Source organism: Phocaeicola sp. (genome assembly GCF_048170425.1).
Classification (GTDB): domain Bacteria; phylum Bacteroidota; class Bacteroidia; order Bacteroidales; family Bacteroidaceae; genus Phocaeicola.
In genome coordinates this window covers 1-20,124 of sequence record NZ_DBEXBB010000195.1, presented here as the reverse complement: position 1 = coordinate 20,124, position 20,124 = coordinate 1, and the positions used below count along the sequence as shown (strand labels likewise).

Genomic DNA, 20,124 nt, shown 5'->3' with positions numbered 1-20,124 from the left:
TATTAGCGGGTGCAAAGGTACAACTTTTCTTTTGTTCTACAAAGAGTTGCGCAAATTATTTGTTGATTTCGCGCAGCCATTTCTCCAGTTCGCCTGTCCATTGACGTTTGTAGGGGAAGCTGTCGCGGTATCCCCAGCCGTGTCCTCCCACCGGATAAGTGTGCAGGCTGGCAGGGACTTTGTTCTTGACGAGGGCTGTGTAGTAGTTCACGCTGTTGGCCACCGGTACTACCGTGTCATCGCTGCTGTGCAGAATGAAGGCAGGGGGTGTTTGCGGAGTGACCTGCAATTCATTGGAATATTTCTGTTCCAGCTCCTTCGAGGGATTCTTTCCCAGCAGGTTGTCGTGAGAACCCATGTGAGTGTAAGTAGGGTCCATGGTGATGACCGGGTAGAAAAGAATCTGGAAATCCGGGCGGGTTTCCGCATCGGTGAAATGAGTGGCGGTGGTGCTGGCCAGATGTCCTCCGGCGGAAGAACCCATGATGCCCAGTTTTTTTACATTCCATTCCTGAGCGTGCTGGCGCATGATGCGCAGAGCCTGCTGTGAGTCGCTCAGAGGAACTTCATGGTGTCCGTTGGGCATGCGGTAACGGAGCACGGCATACGTGATGCCCTGGCTGTTGAACCAGTCGGCCATGTTTTTCCCTTCGTGGGCCATGGCCAGATGTGAGTATCCTCCTCCCGGACAGGCTACGATGGCCATTCCGTTCCCTTTTTTAGCCGGATAGACGTAGAGAATGGCTTCTTTTGTATAACTTGGAGAATCGGTATCTCCATTTTTTTCTTCTGTGATGCCGTTGTCATTAGGGGTGCCGTTGGGCCATACCTTCATTTCAATCGGCTGTTGTGCGAAGAGCGTGCCCGACATAAGCAGCAGGCCCATTAGTAGCAGTGTTTTCATGTGTGTGATATATTAGAGATTATTTTTTCAGTTTCATGCTGGCTTTTACCAGGTAAGTAATCAGCAGCAGATAAGCTACCAGTGACACCAGTTCGCTCATCGGGTTAGCCAGCCATTCTTCGTGGATAAGATTGATGTCGCAGTAGCGCATGATGGCACTCACTACACCCATCAGGGCACCTCCGGCAATGAATCCGGATGCCAGCAGCGTACCTTTCTCACCGCGTGCATTGTTGACAGCTTCGTCCTTGCTGCGTGAAGTCACGTACCAGTTGATGGCTCCACCCACCAGCAACGGAAGGTTCAGTTCCAGTGGGATGAACATGCCCAGCGCAAAAGCCAGGGCAGGCACCTTGCAGAAAGTCAGTACCAATGCCAGTGCGGCACCGATGCCGTAGAGCAGCCATGGAGCACCTACACCGTTCATCAGCGGGTCGATGACAGCCGCCATGGCGTTGGCCTGCGGAGCAGCCAGTTGTCCGCTGGTGAATCCGTAAGAATCATTCAGCACCATAATCACGCCGCCTACGGTAGCTGCGGAAACCAGTGTGCCGAGGAATTTCCAGCTTTCCTGCTTCTTGGGTGTGCTGCCCAGCCAGTAACCGATTTTCAGGTCGGTAATGAAACCGCCGGCCATGGACAGTGCGGTGCAGACCACGCCACCCATTACCAGTGAGGCCACCATGCCCGTAGCACCTTTCAGTCCTACTGCCACCATGATGACAGAGGCCAGAATCAAGGTCATCAGCGTCATGCCCGATACCGGGTTCGTTCCTACAATGGCGATGGCATTGGCTGCTACGGTGGTAAACAGGAAGGAGATTCCTGCTACCAGCAGAATGGCTACTACGGTATGTAGGATGTTGCCTTGCATTACATCGAAATAGAAGAAGAGTACCACGAGCAGCAGGGTGAACAGCGAACCGAAGGCGATGATTTTCATGGACAAATCCTTCTGAGTACGTTCCACGTTTTCTTCGGCCTTTTTGCCCTTCATTTCACTGGCAGCCAGGCTGACTGCACTCTTGATGATGCCCCATGAACGCACGATACCGATGATGCCGGCCATGGCAATACCTCCGATACCGATGCTCTTGGCATATTCCTTGAAGATAAGTTCGGGTGACATGTCTCTTACGGCTGTCGTGATGTCCGGATTCCAGGCATTCAGCACCTGGTCGCCCCAGAACAAGGAAATGCCCGGCACGATAATCCACCATACGGCCAGTGAACCGGCACAGATGATGGCCGCATATTTCAGTCCGACGATGTAGCCCAGTCCCAGTACGGCAGCTCCCGTGTTAATCTTGAATACCAGTTTGAACTTGTCGGCAATAGTCTCACCCCATTCGCAGATGCGGCTTGTGAAGTTCTCGTTCCACCAGCCGAACGTTCCCACGATGAAGTCATAAAGACCACCCACCAGTCCGGCCATGAGCAGCGGTTTGGCCTGGTCGCCTCCCTTTTCACCCGACACGAGCACCTGGGTGCTGGCCGTAGCTTCCGGGAAAGGATATTCGCCATGCTTGTCTTTTACGAAATATTTACGGAAGGGAATCAGGAACAAGATGCCCAGCACACCACCCAGCAGGGAGCTGATGAACATCTGCATGAAGTTGACTGTCATTTCCGGATATTTTTCCTGCAGGATGTAGAGGGCCGGCAGGGTAAAGATAGCACCTGCCACGATAACGCCTGAGCAGGCACCGATGGACTGAATCATGACGTTCTCACCCAGTGCGCCTTTGCGTTTGGTGGCACTGGAAATACCCACAGCGATAATAGCAATCGGGATGGCAGCTTCGAACACCTGGCCCACTTTCAACCCCAGATAGGCAGCGGCAGCCGAGAAAATAACGGCCATGACGAGTCCCCATGTCACAGACCAGAAGTTAACTTCAGGATACGTTTTTCCGGGAGACATGAGGGGTTCGTATTTCTCTCCCGGTTTGAGCGGACGGAATGCGTTTTCGGGCAGTCCCGTCGGTTTTTCTTGTGTCTCTTTCATGAATAATATTACATTTTGATTTGATTAATATTCTTAAGGGTGTCCAAAAGTAGTAAAAATCCTTTATATTCATTCAAAAGTGGGCTCATTTTTGTGCCATCGGAAAACGCACTTGCGTTTGAAAGAAAACGCTTTTACGTTTGGAGGCAAACGCACTTGTGTTTTAAGTAAAACGTATTTACGTTTGAAATGAAACACAAAGGCGTTTGCCATGTACTTTTTCGGGCATAAAAAAACAGGAGAAACATCGCTGAAATGTTCCTCCTGTCAAGTATGAAAAATGATGAATCGTTACTGATTGATGTCGGCCGATGCCGGGGTCATGTCACCTTCTACTACCAGACGAGTGATTTCGTTCTTTGAGTTGGTGCGAAGGGTGATGGTCTTGCGGAAGTGTCCCGGAAATTTGCCGGCACCGTTGTAAGTGACTGTCACCTCACCGCTTTCTCCCGGTTTGATGGGTTCTTTCGGATATTGAGGTACGGTGCATCCACAGGAGGCAATAGCCTGATGAATTACCAGCGGGCCGTCGCCTGTATTCTTGAATTTGAATTTGCAAGTTACTTTCGGACTGCTTTCAGAGAAAGAGCCAAAGTTGTATGAGGTCTTTTCGAATGTAATTTCTGCCGTTCCCTGAGCAATGACAAACAATACATTCATGACACATAATAAGGTTGTAAATAAAATTTTCTTCATTTTCTTTGATTTTAATCCTTACTTTTGACAACTTCGCAAAGATACTACTTTTGTGTGAAACTGTTACTTTTGTGCAGTTTAATTAACAAACTTGAAGTGTTGTTATCGGTTTACCTGCTTCACTCCTTTCACCGTTTTAATCTTCTTTATCAGCGATTCAAGCTTGGCATTGTCGTCTACGGTCACCGTCAGCATGCCCGAGAACAATCCGTCGTGCGAGTCGATGCTGATGGAGCGCAACAGGATGTTGTTCTCCTTATTAATAATGGACGTGATGTTCGTTACGATGCCGATGTCGTCATGGCCGATAATACGGAGAGTAATCGGATACTGTTTGCCCTGGCTCTTTCCGGCCCAGCGGGCTTTCACGATGCGGTAGGGGAAACGGGAACGCATCTCCTTGGCATTCGGGCAGTCGCAGCGGTGAATCTTGATACCGCCGTTGATGCTGACGAATCCGAACACTTCGTCGCCGTAAATGGGATTACAGCATCTGGCCAGCGTGAAGTCAAGCCCTTTCAGGTTCCGGTCGATGACCAGCACGTCATCCTTGTAGTCCTTCGCATCGGTGGGCTGCTGCATGTTGAAGCCTTCCGCACTGCGGTAGCTGATTTCTTCCCGCTGTTCGGTTTCCCGCTTCTGCATGTCGAGGTACTTGTCGATGATGTCGTTCACGTCCATCGATTCGTCGGCGATGCTCTGGTAGAAGTCGGTCACGGTCTTGAAGCCCAGCTTCCGGATCAGGCGCATCAGGATGGCCTCATCGTATTCCAGCTTCCGGTTCTTGAATTTCCGTTCCAGTGTTTCCTTGGCAAACTGGGTCTGACGGGCGGCAATCTCTTTCAGGGCCTGACGTATCTTGTTACGTGCCTTCGACGTGGTGACGAATGTCAGCCAGTCACGTTTCGGTGTCTGCGTGTTCGAAGTCATGATTTCCACCTGGTCGCCGCTGTTCAGTTTCTGGCGCAGCTGTACGTTTTTCCCGTTGACGCGGGCACCCGTACACCGGCATCCCAGGTTGGAGTGGATGGAAAAGGCAAAGTCGAGCACGGTAGCTCCTTGCGGCAGTTTGTACAAGTCGCCTTTGGGAGTAAATACGAATACCTCATCCTTGTACAAATCCAGTTTGAACTGGTCCATGGCCTCCATGTCGCTGTCGGAGTTTTCCAGCGTTTCACGGATGGAGTTCAGCCACTCATCCAGGCCGCTTTCTCCCTTTATACCTTTGTATCTCCAGTGGGCCGCTAGTCCTTTTTCGGCAATCTCATCCATGCGTTCCGTACGAATCTGTACTTCCACCCATTTCCCTTGTGGTCCCATCACGGTGATATGCAGTGACTCGTATCCGTTGCTTTTCGGCACGGACAGCCAGTCGCGCAAGCGTTTGGGGTTGGGCAGATACATATCCGTCACGATGGAATAAGCCTGCCAGCACTCCTGCTTTTCTTTTTCAAGCGGAGAATCGAGGATGATGCGGATGGCGAACAGGTCGTACACACCTTCGAAAGGACATCCCTGCTTCTTCATCTTCTGATAGATGGAGTGGATGGACTTGGTACGTCCCTTCATGTGGAACTTCAGTCCGGCTTCCTCCAGCTTTTTCCGTATCGGTTCGATGAAAGCCTCGATGTAGCGGTCGCGTGCCTGCTTGGTGGCATTCAGTTTCTCTTTGATGTGATAGTACACGTCGTGCTGCGTGTATTTCAGTGACAAGTCTTCTAGTTCTGATTTCAGCTTGTACAGTCCTAACTTGTGGGCTAAGGGGGCATACAGATAGGCAGCCTCGTTGGCCACTTCCAGACGTGCTTCTTCGTTAGGGCTGTCCTTGATTTGCCGCATCAGGTTCACACGGTCGGCAATGATAATCAGGATGACCCGCATGTCTTCGGCAAAGGAGAGGAGCAGGTTGCGGAAGTTTTCCGATTCGATGATGGGGCTTTTGGAATACAGTTCGTTGATTTTTACGAGTCCCCGTATGATGCCGGCCACATCTTCTCCATATTCCTCCTTGACCGACTCCAGGCTGCACAGGTTATATTTCACGGATTCATGGAGCATGATTCCCAGAATCGAGGCGCGGCGCATGCCGATTTCTTCGGCCACGATGACTGCCGTCTGCATGTCTTTGATAATGGGATTCATCTGAAATACATTTCGTGGAATGGTACCTTCTGCCATCGCCTTGACCAGATGGGTTTTCAGCTTGTGGCAGTCATCCTTTTGTAATGTATCTTTCGACAACCGCAATAGTCGTTTGTAGAGTTGAATCAGTTGTTTGTGTTCCTCTTGTGTAAAAAAGTCGTTGTTCTCCATAATTCCTCGTTTTGCTGTTTGTGGGTAAAGTTACTTTTTTTCCGTCGATATGGTGCATTCTTTCCGTATTTTTTATATTTTTGGACGTGATTCCATTTATGGGGAAATTTTTTCATTACCTAAATAATAACTATATGTTAACACACGAGGACAAAGAATTGTTGGCCAAGAAGGGCATTTCGGAAGAAAAGATTGCCGAACAGTTGGCTTGTTTTGAAAAGGGGTTTCCATTCTTGAAGCTTTCAGCGGCTGCTTCCGTAGAAAACGGGGGAATTATGAAAGCCGATGAGAAGGAATGCGAACAGTATCTTGCCGCATGGGATGCATACAAGGCCGGCGATAAGAAAATCGTTAAGTTTGTGCCGGCTTCGGGAGCTGCCAGCCGCATGTTCAAGAATATGTTCGAATTCTTGGGTGCCGAGTATGAAAAACCTACTACAGATTTTGAAAAGAAATTCTTCGACCACATTCATGATTTTGCGTTCTACAATGACTTGAATGCAGCTTGTTTGGACAATACGGGCAAGAATATCGATGCTTTGCTGTCTGAGCATAATTACAAGGCTGTGGTTTCTAACTTGCTGGAGTCTGCCGGATTGAACTATGGAGCGCTGCCTAAAGGCCTGCTCAAATTCCATCGTTATGCAGATGGCGTACGTACGCCGCTGGAAGAACATTTGGTGGAAGGTGCATTGTATGCTGCCGGAAAGAGCGGAGATGTAAATGTACACTTTACCGTTTCTACCGAGCATCGTGCTTTGTTCGAAAAACTGGTAGCTGCCAAGGCTGCCGAATATGAAGCTAAGTATGGTACGACTTATCACATCAGTTTCTCTGAACAGAAACCGAGTACGGATACAGTTGCTGCCGACATGGAAAACAAACCGTTCCGCGACAAGGACGGCAAATTGTTGTTCCGTCCGGGTGGTCACGGTGCCTTGATTGAGAACTTGAACGATTTGGATGCCGACATCGTATTCATTAAAAACATTGATAATGTGGTGCCCGACCGCTTGAAAGCCGATACGGTGACTTACAAGAAATTGCTGGCCGGTGTATTGGTTACATTGCAGAAGCAGGCATTTGAATACCTGGAACTGCTGGATGGCGGACATTACAGTCATGAACAACTGGAAACAATCATCCGTTTCGTACAGCAGCAGTTGCGTTGCCGCAGAACTGATTTGAAGCAGTTGGAAGATGCTGACCTGGTAATCTATCTGCGCAAGAAACTGAACCGTCCGATGCGCGTTTGCGGTATGGTGAAGAATGTGGGCGAACCGGGCGGTGGTCCGTTCCTGGCTTATAATCCGGATGGAACCATCTCCTTGCAGATTCTGGAGAGCTCACAGATTGATATGAACGACCCGGAAAAGAAAGCCATGTTCGAAAAGGGTACACACTTCAATCCGGTGGATCTGGTATGTGCCGTTCGCGACTACAAGGGTAATAAGTTCGACTTGCTGAAACATGTGGACAAGGCTACCGGCTTCATCTCTTACAAGTCAAAGAACGGAAAAGACCTGAAAGCACTCGAATTGCCGGGTTTGTGGAACGGTTCAATGAGCGACTGGAGTACCGTGTTCGTGGAAGTTCCTTTGAGCACTTTCAATCCGGTAAAGACCGTGAACGATTTGCTGCGTGAACAGCATCAGTAATTTCCGGATAGTGGAAAAATAGAAATGTCCGCCTGTCATCTTTGTGAGATGGGCGGACATCTTTTTTATATATATGAAGAAAGTTATTGCACATTTCCTTCTTGTTGAGATAATTTCTCTCTGTATTCTTTCGGGGAAAGTCCTAAATTTCTTTTTACGTATTTGCCAAAAAATGACAAAGTGGCAAAATTGAGTTCATTGGCTATTTCCTTGATGCTCTTATCGGGAGATTTCAGCAGGCACACTATATCCTTCATGACATAACAGGTAATGAGGTCGGAAGCTGTTTCACCGGAATTTTCCTTACATACAGCCGACAGGTATTTGGAAGTGACAAACAACCGGTTGGCATAGTAGCTTACCGACCGTTCCTTGGGGTAGGAAGATATCAGCAGTTCCATGAAGGCATTGAACAGATTATTGGACGAATTGAATGCGACCGGTTTTAACTGGATGTATTTCTCCATGGAGTCCTGAAACTCGTAGATGAAGGCCTGCAGGAGGGCATTGATCAGTTCCTTCTGGTGGCGGTGAGGAGTACCGGTCAGTTTGGAATTCAGCAGATTATAGTATTGGCAGAAAAGTTGGCTTTCTTCATCGTTCAGAGAAATGATAGGGTGCTGCTCCAGGTACAGGCGGGAGTACCAGTTGTTTGCGGATGTGGACATCACAAAAATACGTTTGGCATATTCTGGTGAAAGGCAGAATCCGCAGCACTCAAAATCATCTCCTATCATGCCGTGTTTGAGCAGCGTCTGCGGGTGACAAATCATCAAATCATTCCGACCGATTTCATAAGAATTATTGTTGAGAGATAAAGACGCTTTTCCTCTCAGACATAAGATAGCCAGAAAAAAGTCAGCCCGTATGGGGGAATATTGTTCGGCTTCACTTACTTTATTTACCTGGTTCAAGATGATAATCTGTTCGTCTTTATAGGCAGCTACCTTTTCCATGATTTCGGTGCTGGACATTCTGATGAGTTCTATTTCTTTCTCCATAACATTGATTAATCTATTCGGTTGCAAATGAACAGAATGTTTTTCAATTCTCAGTGTCCTATTTTTCCTGATGAGTATGCTATAGGGAAGATAGTAAGGCCGGATAGAAAAATAGAACACTTCCAAGGTAGTATGTATGCCAGATATTTCATGTAATGCCTTTTTCTTTGCGCTCACAAATTGCAGACATACTAAACATTTTAGAATTTATGAAAAAGAATTATCTGATGGCCGTTTGTTTGTTTCTGACTGTGATGTCAGGGTGTGGAAATAAAGAGCAGGCACCGCAGCAGGCAGAACCGGTAAAGGTCAAAGTGATGACCGTAGTATCATCCGTGCGTAACGAAACCGTTCGTTTTTCAGGTACGGTGCAGGAGGAAAACGGCAGTTCATTAAGTTTCCCGCTGATGGGACGAGTAAAGTCAGTAAAGGTCGATTTGGGAAGCCGGGTGCGGCAGGGACAATTACTGGCTACACTGGATGAGGTTTCGATGCAGAATACGTATCAGGCAGCAAAGGCTGCTTTGAAGCAGGCGGAAGATGCCTACCAACGTATGAAGGAATTGCATGAAAAAGGAAGTCTGGCCGAGATGAAGTGGGTGGAAGTACAGAGCAAGTTGCAGCAGGCTCAGTCTATGGAGGCAGTGGCCCGGAAGAACTTGACTGACTGTAAGCTGTACGCTCCGTTTTCCGGAGTCATTGCCGAGAAGAGTCTGGAGGTCGGGCAGAACGTGGTACCCGGTGTACAGGTGCTGAAACTGGTATCCGACGACCGGCTGAAGGTACGGATTTCCGTGCCGGAGACGGAAATCGCGCGCGTGGTAAGAGGACAGAAAGCCGTGATAGAGGCACCGGTTCTGAATGGAACAAAGGTAGAAGGCGTAGTGACGGAAAAAGGTGTACAGGCCAATCCGCTGTCACGGTCGTATGAAGTAAATATCGGTATTCAGACAAAGAATACGGGACTGCTTCCCGGCATGGTGACAGAAGTCTGGTTGCAAGATGCCGATAAAAGTCAGGCGTGCGTACTTCCGGCTAATGTGCTTCAGCTGGACGAACACAACAACTATTTCGTGTGGCTGAAAGGTGCGGATGGAAAGGCGTCGAAGCGCGTGGTGGCGTGCGGCAAGTTCACGGCGACGGGTGTCACGGTGGTGAACGGTCTGAATGAAGGGGATGAAGTGATAGTAGAAGGACAGCAGAAAGTGTGCGAAGGAACTCCTCTGGCACTGTAAAAACGAAGTAAGACAATGGAAAAGAAAAGGAACATAGTGGAATGGGCCATGCACTATCGCCAGATTGTGATTCTGGTGACGTGCTGCCTGGTGGCATTCGGAATATACAGTCTGCCGCAGATGCAGAAAAATGAATTTCCTGATTTTACCATACGTCAGGGAATGGTGATTGCCGTGGCTCCGGGAAATACGGTCAATGAAATGGTGGAACAGGTGACGAAGCCTCTGGAAGACTACATCTTTTCATACAAGGAAGTAAAGAAGGAGAAGACCTTCTCTACCACGCGCGACGGGATTGTTTTTGTGCAAGTAGAGTTGAATGACGAACTGAACAACAAAGATGAGTTCTGGAGCAAGTTCAAGCATGGAGTAGCCACCTTCAAGTCGCAGCTTCCGCCGAATGTGCTTGCCATACAGGTGATGGATGATTTTGGCGATACATCGGCACTGCTGATTACCATGGAAAGCAAGGACAAGACGTATCGGGAACTGTCCGACTATATGGATGAACTGAAGAACCGTTTGCGTCGCATCAGCAGTGTGGGACGACTCACCGTGAGTGGAGAAAGGGCTGAACAGATTTCCATCTACCTGGATCCGGAACGTCTCTCGCATTATGGACTGAACGAGCAGTTGATTGCCGGACAGCTGTTTGCCAAGGGATTCGTGACCACGGGCGGACGCATACAGACCCCTCAGTATGTATTGCCGGTGCATGTGGAGAAGACATTCAACACGCTGTACGACGTGCAGCAGCAGATTGTGTACAGTGACCCATTGGGCAATGTGGTGCGCCTGCAGGATGTAGCTCGTGTGGTCAAGGAATATCCCCATGCCGACAGCTACATCAAGAACAACGGGACGAAGTGTATCCTGTTGAGTGTGGAAATGAAGAAAGGAAAGAACATCGTACAGATGGGAAATGACATCGACCGCGTGCTGGAAGAGTTTAAGACAGAGCTTCCGTCGGAGGTCAATATGTTCCGTATTACCGACCAGGCACAGGTGGTGGGCGACAGTGTCAATGCTTTCTTGCGTGAGCTGGTGATTGCCATCGTGGCTGTAGTGATTGTGGTGATGCTGCTGTTGCCGTTGCGGGTGGCACTGGTAGCTGCTTCCACCATTCCGATTACCATCTTTATCTCACTGGGACTTTTCTATGCCTTTGGCATTGAGTTGAACACCGTGACGCTGGCTGCCTTGATTGTGACGCTGGGAATGATTGTGGACAACTCCATTGTCATCATCGACAGTTACTTGGAGAAAATCGGCGAGGGAATGTCGCGCTGGCATGCGTCTATCTTCAGTGCCACACATTTCTTCAAGTCCATATTCTCGGCTACACTGGCCATCAGTATCACATTCTTCCCCTTCCTGATTGTGATTCCCGGCATGATACACGACTTCCTGCTGAGTTTCCCCTGGTCCATTACACTGATTCTGGGCATCTCCTTGCTGGTAGCCATGTTGCTGGTACCGTTCATGCAGTTCTGGTTCATCCGTAAGCCGATACCTTCGCATAAAAAAGGATTTTCGTTCATGGAACTCCTGCAGACCTATTACAATAAGTTGCTTGACAAGTGCTTTGCCCATCCGTATGTTACTCTGTTAGGAGGAATCGCTTCCGTGCTGGTGGGTATCTTCCTGATGGGGAAACTGCCACAGAAACTGATGCCGGTGGCCGACCGTAACCAGTTTGCCGTAGAAATCTATCTGCCTACGGGCTCGGCTGTAGAAAAGACGGCCTGGGCTGCCGATACCATGGAACATGTGTTCCGTAAAGACCCGCGAGTGACTTCCGTCACTTCATTTATCGGTTGTTCTTCCCCTCGTTTCCATACGGCATACGCTCCGCAATTAGGAGGAACGAACTACGCCCAGTTGATTGTAAACACGAAAGGGAACAAGGAAACTGTGGAACTGTTGGATGAATATGCTCCGCGTTATACCGATGCTTTTCCGGATGTGCGGGTAAGGTTCAAGCAAATCAGTTTCAGTCAGGCGGTCTATCCGATAGAACTCCGTCTGAGTGGAGAGAATCTGGATTCACTGAAAACCGTGGCAGGGAAATACCTGAGCATGTTGCGTCAGATGCCGGAAATACGGTTGGCACAGACCAACTTCAGTGAGCCGCAGACTTCGGCCAAAGTGGTGTTGAAAGAAGATGAGGCTTCTCGTCTGGGCATACAGAATGTGCAACTGGAAAGCACGCTAGCCATGCGCTATGGCGACGGTATAAAGATGGCCAGTGTGTGGGAAGGCGATTATGACATCCCCGTGACATTGAAAAGCGAGAGGGCAGATTGTGCCGGTTTCTCCGATCTGGAAAACGAACTGATTCCGGTATTGGGCGGTACGCAGGTTCCCTTGCGGCAAGTGGCAGAAGTGGTACCTTCCGTCAAAGACGGACAGCTGGTACGCCGGAACGGTATCTATACCATTACGGTCATGGCCGATGTGCGCCGTGACGTGAACGTGACCGCCCTGACGAGTGTGATAAAAGAAAAAGTGGCAGTCATCCCTCTGCCGGATAAAGTGACGCTGGCTTACGGAGGTGACGACGAGCAGGATAATGAAAACCTTCCGCCTATCATGGCAGCTCTGGCCATTGCGGCTTTCATCATCTTCTTCATCCTGCTGGCTCATTTCAAGCGTATTAGCATTGCTCTACTGATATTTGCCAGCATGACGCTGTGTGTGTTCGGTACGGCAGTGGGCGTACTGATACAAGGAGTGGATTTCGGTATGACTTGTACACTGGGTATCATCAGCCTGATGGGAATTATCGTGCGTAACGGCATTATCATGATTGACTATGCCGAGGAACTTCGGGCTACGGAGAAACTCTGTGTGCGTGATGCCATTTATCATTCTGCCCGCCGACGTATGCGACCCATCTTCCTGACTTCGGCTGCTGCCTCCATGGGAGTCATCCCGATGATATTGGGCAAGAGCGGACTCTGGATGCCGATGGGTACAGTGATTTGTTACGGTACGCTGATTACCATGCTCTTCCTCTTGACGGTGCTTCCGGTGGCTTACCTGGTGATTTTCAGGGGAAGCAGTCAGAAACGTGCCCAGCAGGAAGCATTGGAGAAAGCCTGATGAGGTGATTAGGAATCAATCAAAAGAAGAATCATTATGAAAACGAATCGAAACAGAATAATAGCTTTTCTATTGATAGGTGGGGCGTGCATGAATGGGGCTTTCGGACAGAAAGCCTACACGCTGGATGAGTGCATTCAGGCTGCCTTGACAAACAATGTGCGAATGAAGAATGCAAACAATGAACTGGAAATGGCCAAGCAGGACAAGAAAAAGGCTTTTACCAATTATTTTCCGAGCGTGAGTGCGGCTGGAACCGGTTTCATGGCTGATAAAGGATTGATGCAGATGAGTTTGGAACCGGACATGAACATGTCCATGCTGAAGAACGGAATAGCAGGAGGAGTCGGTGCCTCCCTGCCGTTGTTCACCGGCGGACAGATTGTGAACGGAAACCAGCTGGCCAAGGTGGGAGTGGAAGTGAAACGCCTGCAACGGAACTTGTCCGACAATGAAGTATGCCTCACCACGGAACAATATTTCTGGCGGGTAGTGATACTGAAAGAAAAGCTGAAAACCTTGTCCAAGGTCGAAGCCCAACTGGCACGCATCCTGAGTGATGTGGAAGCTTCGGTACAGGCTGGAATCGTGACGCGGAATGACCTGCTTCAGGTACAGTTGCGGCAGAATGAAACAAAGAGTACTCGTTTGCAGGTGGAAAATGCCTTGTCGGTATCCCAGAATATGCTGGCACAGTACACCGGACTTTCATCCGATACCCTTGACGTGGCCTTTGCGGTGGATACTCAGTTGCCTGCACGCCCCGACAGCCTTTACTGCGATCCGGAATCGGCATTGGGACTCACCAGCGAATATGCTTTGCTACAGCAGAATGTGAAGGCCAGCCGCTTGCAATACAAGATGGCGGTAGGGAAGAACCTGCCTACGGTGGCCATTGGCGGAGGCTATGTATACCATAACTTCTTGCCGGAAGACCAGCGTTTCTGGGTGGGATTTGCTACGGTGACCGTTCCCCTGACCGGATGGTGGGGAGGAAGCCATGCCATTAAGAAAGAAAAGCTTCAGGTGAAGAACACGGAAAACCAGCTGGCCGACCAGGGAGAATTGCTGGTCATCCGCATGAAGAATGCCTGGAACGGGGTGAACGAGGCATACGAGCAGATGAAGATTGCCCGTCTGTCCATTGAGCAGTCCACCGAGAATCTCCGCCTGAATACCGATTATTACAAGGCAGGCACCTGCACGATGAGCGATTTGCTTGATGCACAGACTTTGTATCAGCAGAGTTGCGACAAGTACGTGGAGAGCTATACGGATTATGAACTGAAAAAAAGAGAATATCTGCAAGTCACGGGGCGTCGTTAAAACAACTTTTTCTTGATGTGAAGGGCTGTCGGGAAGTATTTCCGATGGCCCTTTGTAATAAATCATGCATATTAATTGCATATTAATTTAATATAAGCTATATTTGCGGCGCAATAGAGAAGCCAATAAAGTAAAGAGTCCTGAAACTGATACGGCTTTTCCAGGGACTTTTGCAGGTTTCTCACCTGAGAAACGTAGGGTTCACAATCGGAAAACATACAGCTCTGCAAAGAGAAACATGGGTTTCAGGGCAGGGAAACGTAAAAACATATGCTACGTTTTCACAAAAACAGACTAGGGTTGGAACTTACACAGATTAGAATATAGCATACAGCGTATGAACATGTGCAGGCAACATAGAGTAGTTCGGATAAAGGTCAGTACGACGCTTTACCGGAGATGTCATGCCCGGGCGCATTGGTTCAGCGGATTTCTTCATGAAAGTTTGTAAGATGCGGGAAGTTGCGTCTTCCCGGCCTTGCGTGGAATCTTTCTTATAAACTTTTATTCTCGATTTTGTTATGTGGATTATTTTATTGATTGTCCTGGCAGGTATTCTGGCAGGATATAGCCTTCGCATGTGTGCTTTTTTGAAAAAAGTGAATCTGACTATTTCGTGTACCATCTGTCTGATGCTGTTCGTGTTAGGACTTTCCGTGGGGTACAACCCGTTGATTGTGGGCAACCTGTGCTCTTTTGGAGGCCAGGCCTTGCTGCTCAGTGTGGCAGGCATTACGGGAAGTGTGCTGCTGGCGCGCGTGGTATATCTGTGGTTCTTTAAGGAAGGAGGTGAGAAATGAAGGGTAGTTTGCTGGTATTGTCCACGTTCTTTGTAGGCTGTGTGTTAGGCTACGTGTGGAACTTTTCCGGATGGGAGTTGGGAGATACGCACCACTTGTCCATGTATATTCTTTATGCCCTGATGTTTCAGGTAGGCGTCAGCATTGGCGGGGGAGAGGATTTCAAGGAACTGCTTCGTGGTTTCCGCCCCAAGATGCTGCTGATACCGCTGGCCACCATCGGAGGAACCCTGCTGTTTTCGGCATTGGTCAGTGTGCTGCTGACCCGCTGGAGTGTGTTCGACTGTCTGGCCGTGGGCAGCGGACTGGGATACTATTCGCTTTCGTCCATCCTGATTATGGAACTCAAAACCCCCGATCTGGGTGCACAGCTGGCTTCGGAACTGGCCACGATTGCACTTCTGACGAATGTCATCCGGGAACTGGTGGCGCTGGTGGGAGCTCCTTTCCTCTGCAAATATTTTGGGAAGCTGGCCCCCATTTCGGTGGCCGGAGTAACTTCGGTCGATGTAGCCCTTCCTTCCATTATCCGTGTGTCTGGAAAGGAAATGGTGCCCCTTGCCATCTTCCACGGGCTGCTGGTCGACATGTCCGTGCCGTTTTTCATTTCTTTGTTTTGCAAGCTGTAGAAGGAATCCCCCGTCTGCAAAGCAAAGAGATGAAAACGGCGGCGGGGAGCCTTAGATGTCCATACCCATGATGTAATCGTTCATGTAATATCCGTTGCCGATGGGGAAGTCCCCTTCGCGCACCTTCTTCATGCCCATGTGCTCATAGAATCCAAGTGCCGGATTCTGCCGGTTCACGTTCAGTTCCATGCGGCAAGGTTCCGGATGAAGTTCCTTGATGCCCTTTATGGCCTGCTGGAACAGTTGCCGTCCGAGTTTGTATTTCTGGAAGTAGGGGAGCACGTAAATCTTCTGCAAGTGAAACAAATCCGTATCTTCCTGCTGGATGGACACATAGCCCGCAGGCTCACATTCCTCGTAAGCGATGTAGTAAATGTGATGCTCTTTCTCCATCTGGTTTCTCAGGCTTTCGCTGGAGTACATCCAGTCCATCATGTAATCAATCTGTTCCGGAGTCAGAATATGCTGGTAGGTAGCCGGAAAGGTCTGTGCTGCCAGCGTCCGGATGACTTCAATGTCTGCAAGGGTAGCTTTTTTAATCGTAAACATAGGCGTTTCCTTATTTATAATGTGTTTTCTGCAAAAGTAGTTTATCTTTTGTTTGTATGGGTTTTATCGAAACATAAACTTGTTAAAAGTTTTGAAATTATAATACCTTGCAATACATAGTATCAATATAAAGCCTATATTTGTGTCATACAAGATAAATGAGCAGAAATGAATGTAGACAATGTAAAATCGCAGATGCGCAAAGGGATGCTGGAGTATTGCATTCTGTTGCTGTTGCACCGGGAGTCAGCCTATTCTTCCGATATTATCCAGAAGCTGAAAGAAGCCCGGCTGATTGTGGTGGAAGGCACGCTTTATCCGTTGCTGACCCGCCTGAAGAACGACGGGCTCCTGTCGTACGAGTGGGTGGAGTCTACGCAAGGACCGCCCCGCAAGTATTATGGACTTACTCCGGAAGGGGAGGAATTTCTGAAAGAGCTGGAAAGTGCCTGGGACGGACTTTCCGATACCGTGAATCATTTAAGACAAAACATTTAAAAACCACATGACATGAAAAAGACACTGACCGTAAATTTAGGTGGCACCGTATATCATATAGATGAAGATGCCTATATCCTGCTGGATAATTATTTGAACAACCTCCGCTATCATTTCCGTAAGGATGAAGGAGCGGAAGAAATTGTGCGCGACATAGAATCCCGCATTGCCGAACTGTTTGATGAGGCATTGCGTGGCGGATTGCAGGTAATTACCATCAAAGAGGTGGAAGAGGTAATTGCCCGCATGGGAAAACCGGAAGAACTGAATGGTGAAGAAGGCGGTAACCCGTTTGCATCGAACGGCAAGACTTTCGATAGTGAATCGACGGAAACCAGCCGTCGCCTGTTCCGCAATCCGGACGACCGTATCCTGGGTGGAGTGGTATCGGGTATTGCAGCCTATTTCGGCTGGGATGTGACCTGGACCCGCATCGTCTTTATCCTGGCTGGCTTTCTGATTCACGGGCTGATTCTGGCCTATCTGCTGGCCTGGATTATCATTCCGCTGGCACATACGGCAACGGAAAAGTTACAGATGCGCGGAGAGCCCATCAATGTGGAGAACATCGGCCGGACGGTGACCGACGGTTTTGAGAAGGTGAATGAGTATGTGCATTCGGAACAGCCTCGCTCTGCTTTGCATAAGTTTGGCAACGGAGTGGTAGCCGTGTTTGGTTTCCTGCTGAAACTGTGTCTGGTGCTGTTGCTGATATGCTGTGCTCCATTCCTGCTGGTAGGACTCATCGTATTGTTTGCCCTGCTGATGGCGGCTACGGGAGTCATCGTCAGTCTGCCTGCTTTCTTCTATAATATATTGCCTTGGGTAGATTGGGGCGGTGTGCATACCATGCCGGGAGTGATTGTCGGGTTGACCGTATGCGGTCTGCTGATAGCCGGTATCCCGGTGGCCGGACTGATTCAGGCCGTCATGCAGTCGTTTGGCAGCTGGAAGCCCATGGCTACTTCCACGAAAGTAGTACTGGTGTTGTTGTGGATGATTGCCCTGGCCATAGGAATCGTATTGTTCTTTCAGATTCCTTTTCTGGCAGAGCCACTTTTGTCAGCTCCTTTCTGGGGTGAGTTCCTCTGATTTTGTCAGTCTCGCCTGAATGTGTGAGGCAAGAATGTCACATGAAACAGCCAAAATGGCAGTCCGTGTCAGAAAAAAAAGCTGGCACGGGCTTTTTTTTGTTCTGGCATGGCATTTGTCTTTTAGAGGGCGTAACGTTTCAGCGTTACAGAATTAACCAAATTAGAAAATAATAAAAATAGATACAATTATGGGAAAGATTATTGGTATTGACTTAGGAACAACAAACTCATGTGTTGCAGTATTTGAAGGTAACGAACCGGTGGTAATTGCCAACAGCGAAGGTAAACGTACCACTCCTTCAGTAGTAGGTTTCGTAGACGGCGGCGAACGTAAGGTAGGCGACCCTGCCAAACGTCAGGCTATTACCAACCCGAAACGTACCGTATATTCTATCAAGCGTTTCATGGGTGAAACTTACGATCAGGTTCAGAAAGAAATTTCTCGTGTACCTTATTCAGTAGTAAAGGGTGAAAACAATACTCCGCGTGTAGACATCGACGGACGTCTGTACACTCCGCAGGAAATCTCTGCCATGATTCTGCAGAAGATGAAGAAAACTGCTGAAGATTATCTGGGACAGGAAGTAACAGAAGCTGTCATCACCGTTCCGGCATATTTCTCTGACTCTCAGCGTCAGGCTACGAAGGAAGCAGGTCAGATTGCAGGTCTGGATGTAAAACGTATCGTGAACGAACCGACTGCAGCTGCATTGGCTTACGGTGTAGACAAGGCTAACAAAGATATGAAGGTAGCCGTATTCGACCTTGGTGGTGGTACATTCGATATCTCTATCCTGGAATTCGGTGGCGGTGTATTCGAAGTATTGTCAACTAACGGTGATACTCACCTGGGTGGTGATGACTTCGACCAGGTTATCATCGACTGGCTGGTTCAGGAATTCAAGAACGACGAAGGTGCTGACCTGACGGCTGACCCGATGGCTATGCAACGTTTGAAAGAAGCTGCTGAAAAGGCAAAAATTGAATTGTCTTCTTCTACTTCTACTGAAATCAACTTGCCGTACATCATGCCGGTAGCTGGTGTGCCTAAACACTTGGTGAAGACTTTGACCCGTGCTAAATTCGAACAGCTTGCCCACAACTTGATTCAGGCTTGTCTTGAACCTTGTAAGAAAGCCATGAGCGATGCAGGTTTGAGCAACTCTGATATCGACGAAGTAATCCTGGTAGGTGGTTCTTCACGTATCCCGGCTGTGCAGAAACTGGTAGAAGACTTCTTCGGTAAAGTTCCTTCTAAGGGTGTAAATCCGGACGAAGTAGTAGCCGTAGGTGCTTGTATCCAGGGTGCCGTATTGAACAAGGAAGCGGGTGTAGGTAACATCGTATTGCTGGATGTCACTCCGTTGACACTGGGTATCGAAACAATGGGTGGTGTAATGACCAAGCTGATTGATGCCAACACAACCATTCCGTGCAAGAAGAGCGAAGTGTTCTCTACTGCAGCTGATAACCAGACGGAAGTTACCATCCACGTATTGCAGGGTGAACGTCCGATGGCCGCTCAGAACAAGTCAATCGGTCAGTTTAACCTGACAGGTATCGCTCCGGCTCGTCGTGGTGTACCTCAGATTGAAGTAACCTTCGATATCGATGCCAATGGTATCTTGAAGGTATCTGCCAAGGATAAGGCTACTGGTAAGGAACAGGCTATCCGTATCGAAGCTTCATCTGGTTTGAGCAAGGAAGAAATCGACCGTATGAAGGCTGAAGCTGAAGCTAATGCAGAAGCTGATAAGAAAGAAAAGGAACGCATCGACAAGTTGAACCAGGCAGACAGCTTGATCTTCTCAACAGAAAATCAGTTGAAAGACCTTGGCGATAAGATTCCGGCTGACAAGAAAGCTCCTATCGAAGCTGCTCTTCAGAAACTGAAAGACGCTCACAAGGCTCAGGATTTGGCTGGTATCGATGCTGCAAGCGCAGAACTTCAGGCTGCATTCCAGGCTGCAAGTGCTGAAATGTACGCTCAGACAGGCGGTGCTCAGGCTGGTCCTAACGCAGGTCAGGCAAACAACAATGCAGGTCAGGGTTCAAGCAAGAATAATGACAATGTGCAGGATGCTGACTTTGAGGAGGTAAAATGATTCCGATAAGTAAACAAATAATAAACAATAAGCAAAAGCGTGCAGCTCAATGAGTTGCACGCTTTTTGCGTGTATGCTCGGCATGAGTATTAGCTAATGGGTGCAAGTCCCCAATGAGCCCTAATAGCGGGAATCATACAGCCAATAGCAAGGGTGTCCATCGCGAGGTGGAATCTGAAAGAAGCTGGCGGCAAATATCTGGT

The 20,124-nt window shown here is 48.7% G+C and carries 15 protein-coding genes; 9 read left to right on the top strand and 6 right to left on the bottom strand.

The window, feature by feature from the left end; translation table 11 throughout:
- Positions 1 to 55: 55 nt before the first annotated feature.
- The 4 genes from ACMJ0U_RS07750 to ACMJ0U_RS07735 all read right to left on the bottom strand — a co-directional run bounded on the left by ACMJ0U_RS07750 (position 56) and on the right by ACMJ0U_RS07735 (position 5,921).
- The gene (locus tag ACMJ0U_RS07750; RefSeq protein ID WP_417129358.1) at positions 56 to 904 is read right to left on the bottom strand and encodes an alpha/beta hydrolase; all 849 of its coding nucleotides are present in this window, start codon (positions 902 to 904) and stop codon (positions 56 to 58) included.
- A gap of 19 nt (positions 905 to 923) precedes the next feature.
- The gene (locus ACMJ0U_RS07745) at positions 924 to 2,912 is read right to left on the bottom strand and encodes an OPT family oligopeptide transporter (protein WP_417129356.1); all 1,989 of its coding nucleotides are present in this window, start codon (positions 2,910 to 2,912) and stop codon (positions 924 to 926) included.
- Between the two features lie 291 nt (positions 2,913 to 3,203).
- On the bottom strand, positions 3,204 to 3,608 hold the full coding sequence (locus ACMJ0U_RS07740) for a DUF1573 domain-containing protein (RefSeq protein ID WP_007563525.1): 405 nt from the start codon (positions 3,606 to 3,608) through the stop codon (positions 3,204 to 3,206).
- Between the two features lie 102 nt (positions 3,609 to 3,710).
- On the bottom strand, positions 3,711 to 5,921 hold the full coding sequence (locus tag ACMJ0U_RS07735) for a RelA/SpoT family protein (protein ID WP_417129354.1): 2,211 nt from the start codon (positions 5,919 to 5,921) through the stop codon (positions 3,711 to 3,713).
- 134 nt (positions 5,922 to 6,055) lie between these two features.
- Between ACMJ0U_RS07735 and ACMJ0U_RS07730 the strand changes: the two genes are divergently transcribed.
- Positions 6,056 to 7,579, top strand: a complete 1,524-nt coding sequence (locus tag ACMJ0U_RS07730; protein ID WP_417129352.1) for a DUF4301 family protein — start codon at positions 6,056 to 6,058, stop codon at positions 7,577 to 7,579.
- A gap of 83 nt (positions 7,580 to 7,662) precedes the next feature.
- On the opposite strand, the gene ACMJ0U_RS07725 is transcribed toward ACMJ0U_RS07730, so the two are convergent.
- Positions 7,663 to 8,580, bottom strand: a complete 918-nt coding sequence (locus ACMJ0U_RS07725) for a helix-turn-helix domain-containing protein (protein ID WP_417129350.1) — start codon at positions 8,578 to 8,580, stop codon at positions 7,663 to 7,665.
- A 209-nt stretch (positions 8,581 to 8,789) separates the two neighbouring features.
- Here ACMJ0U_RS07725 and ACMJ0U_RS07720 point away from each other — a divergent pair, with 209 nt between their 5' ends.
- The 5 genes from ACMJ0U_RS07720 to ACMJ0U_RS07700 all read left to right on the top strand — a co-directional run bounded on the left by ACMJ0U_RS07720 (position 8,790) and on the right by ACMJ0U_RS07700 (position 15,675).
- Entirely contained in the window at positions 8,790 to 9,815 is a 1,026-nt protein-coding gene (locus ACMJ0U_RS07720; RefSeq protein WP_417129348.1) for an efflux RND transporter periplasmic adaptor subunit, read from the top strand.
- A 15-nt stretch (positions 9,816 to 9,830) separates the two neighbouring features.
- Positions 9,831 to 12,920, top strand: a complete 3,090-nt coding sequence (locus tag ACMJ0U_RS07715; protein ID WP_417129346.1) for an efflux RND transporter permease subunit — start codon at positions 9,831 to 9,833, stop codon at positions 12,918 to 12,920.
- A gap of 36 nt (positions 12,921 to 12,956) precedes the next feature.
- Complete coding sequence (locus ACMJ0U_RS07710) at positions 12,957 to 14,246, top strand: TolC family protein (protein ID WP_417129344.1); 1,290 nt, start codon at positions 12,957 to 12,959, stop codon at positions 14,244 to 14,246.
- Between the two features lie 521 nt (positions 14,247 to 14,767).
- Entirely contained in the window at positions 14,768 to 15,046 is a 279-nt protein-coding gene (locus ACMJ0U_RS07705; protein WP_417129342.1) for a LysO family transporter, read from the top strand.
- Positions 15,043 to 15,675 carry a lysine exporter LysO family protein gene (locus ACMJ0U_RS07700; RefSeq protein WP_417129341.1) on the top strand — a complete coding sequence of 211 codons (633 nt, stop codon included), beginning with the start codon at positions 15,043 to 15,045 and terminating at the stop codon, positions 15,673 to 15,675. The genes ACMJ0U_RS07705 and ACMJ0U_RS07700 overlap by 4 nt, the downstream gene beginning before the upstream one ends.
- A 51-nt stretch (positions 15,676 to 15,726) precedes the next feature.
- On the opposite strand, the gene ACMJ0U_RS07695 is transcribed toward ACMJ0U_RS07700, so the two are convergent.
- Complete coding sequence (locus ACMJ0U_RS07695; RefSeq protein ID WP_117748040.1) at positions 15,727 to 16,224, bottom strand: GNAT family N-acetyltransferase; 498 nt, start codon at positions 16,222 to 16,224, stop codon at positions 15,727 to 15,729.
- Between the two features lie 168 nt (positions 16,225 to 16,392).
- On the opposite strand from ACMJ0U_RS07695, the gene ACMJ0U_RS07690 reads away from it, so the two are divergent.
- From ACMJ0U_RS07690 to dnaK, 3 genes are all read left to right on the top strand, one after another.
- On the top strand, positions 16,393 to 16,722 hold the full coding sequence (locus ACMJ0U_RS07690) for a PadR family transcriptional regulator (RefSeq protein ID WP_007563549.1): 330 nt from the start codon (positions 16,393 to 16,395) through the stop codon (positions 16,720 to 16,722).
- Between the two features lie 12 nt (positions 16,723 to 16,734).
- Positions 16,735 to 17,814, top strand: coding sequence for a PspC domain-containing protein (locus tag ACMJ0U_RS07685; RefSeq protein ID WP_417129339.1), 1,080 nt, complete (start codon positions 16,735 to 16,737; stop codon positions 17,812 to 17,814).
- 190 nt (positions 17,815 to 18,004) lie between these two features.
- Positions 18,005 to 19,921, top strand: a complete 1,917-nt coding sequence (gene dnaK, locus ACMJ0U_RS07680; protein WP_417129338.1) for a molecular chaperone DnaK — start codon at positions 18,005 to 18,007, stop codon at positions 19,919 to 19,921.
- The last annotated feature ends 203 nt before the right edge of the window (positions 19,922 to 20,124 follow it).

Excerpts from the sequence above, each read along its gene's own strand:
- ACMJ0U_RS07750 (WP_417129358.1), bottom strand. The coding sequence starts at position 904 with ATGAAAACACTGCTACTAATGGGCCTGCTGCTTATGTCGGGCACGCTC.
- ACMJ0U_RS07745 (WP_417129356.1), bottom strand. The coding sequence starts at position 2,912 with ATGAAAGAGACACAAGAAAAACCGACGGGACTGCCCGAAAACGCATTC.
- ACMJ0U_RS07740 (WP_007563525.1), bottom strand. The coding sequence starts at position 3,608 with ATGAAGAAAATTTTATTTACAACCTTATTATGTGTCATGAATGTATTG.
- ACMJ0U_RS07735 (WP_417129354.1), bottom strand. The coding sequence starts at position 5,921 with ATGGAGAACAACGACTTTTTTACACAAGAGGAACACAAACAACTGATT.
- ACMJ0U_RS07730 (WP_417129352.1), top strand. The coding sequence starts at position 6,056 with ATGTTAACACACGAGGACAAAGAATTGTTGGCCAAGAAGGGCATTTCG.
- ACMJ0U_RS07725 (WP_417129350.1), bottom strand. The coding sequence starts at position 8,580 with ATGGAGAAAGAAATAGAACTCATCAGAATGTCCAGCACCGAAATCATG.
- ACMJ0U_RS07720 (WP_417129348.1), top strand. The coding sequence starts at position 8,790 with ATGAAAAAGAATTATCTGATGGCCGTTTGTTTGTTTCTGACTGTGATG.
- ACMJ0U_RS07715 (WP_417129346.1), top strand. The coding sequence starts at position 9,831 with ATGGAAAAGAAAAGGAACATAGTGGAATGGGCCATGCACTATCGCCAG.
- ACMJ0U_RS07710 (WP_417129344.1), top strand. The coding sequence starts at position 12,957 with ATGAAAACGAATCGAAACAGAATAATAGCTTTTCTATTGATAGGTGGG.
- ACMJ0U_RS07705 (WP_417129342.1), top strand. The coding sequence starts at position 14,768 with ATGTGGATTATTTTATTGATTGTCCTGGCAGGTATTCTGGCAGGATAT.
- ACMJ0U_RS07700 (WP_417129341.1), top strand. The coding sequence starts at position 15,043 with ATGAAGGGTAGTTTGCTGGTATTGTCCACGTTCTTTGTAGGCTGTGTG.
- ACMJ0U_RS07695 (WP_117748040.1), bottom strand. The coding sequence starts at position 16,224 with ATGTTTACGATTAAAAAAGCTACCCTTGCAGACATTGAAGTCATCCGG.
- ACMJ0U_RS07690 (WP_007563549.1), top strand. The coding sequence starts at position 16,393 with ATGAATGTAGACAATGTAAAATCGCAGATGCGCAAAGGGATGCTGGAG.
- ACMJ0U_RS07685 (WP_417129339.1), top strand. The coding sequence starts at position 16,735 with ATGAAAAAGACACTGACCGTAAATTTAGGTGGCACCGTATATCATATA.
- dnaK (WP_417129338.1), top strand. The coding sequence starts at position 18,005 with ATGGGAAAGATTATTGGTATTGACTTAGGAACAACAAACTCATGTGTT.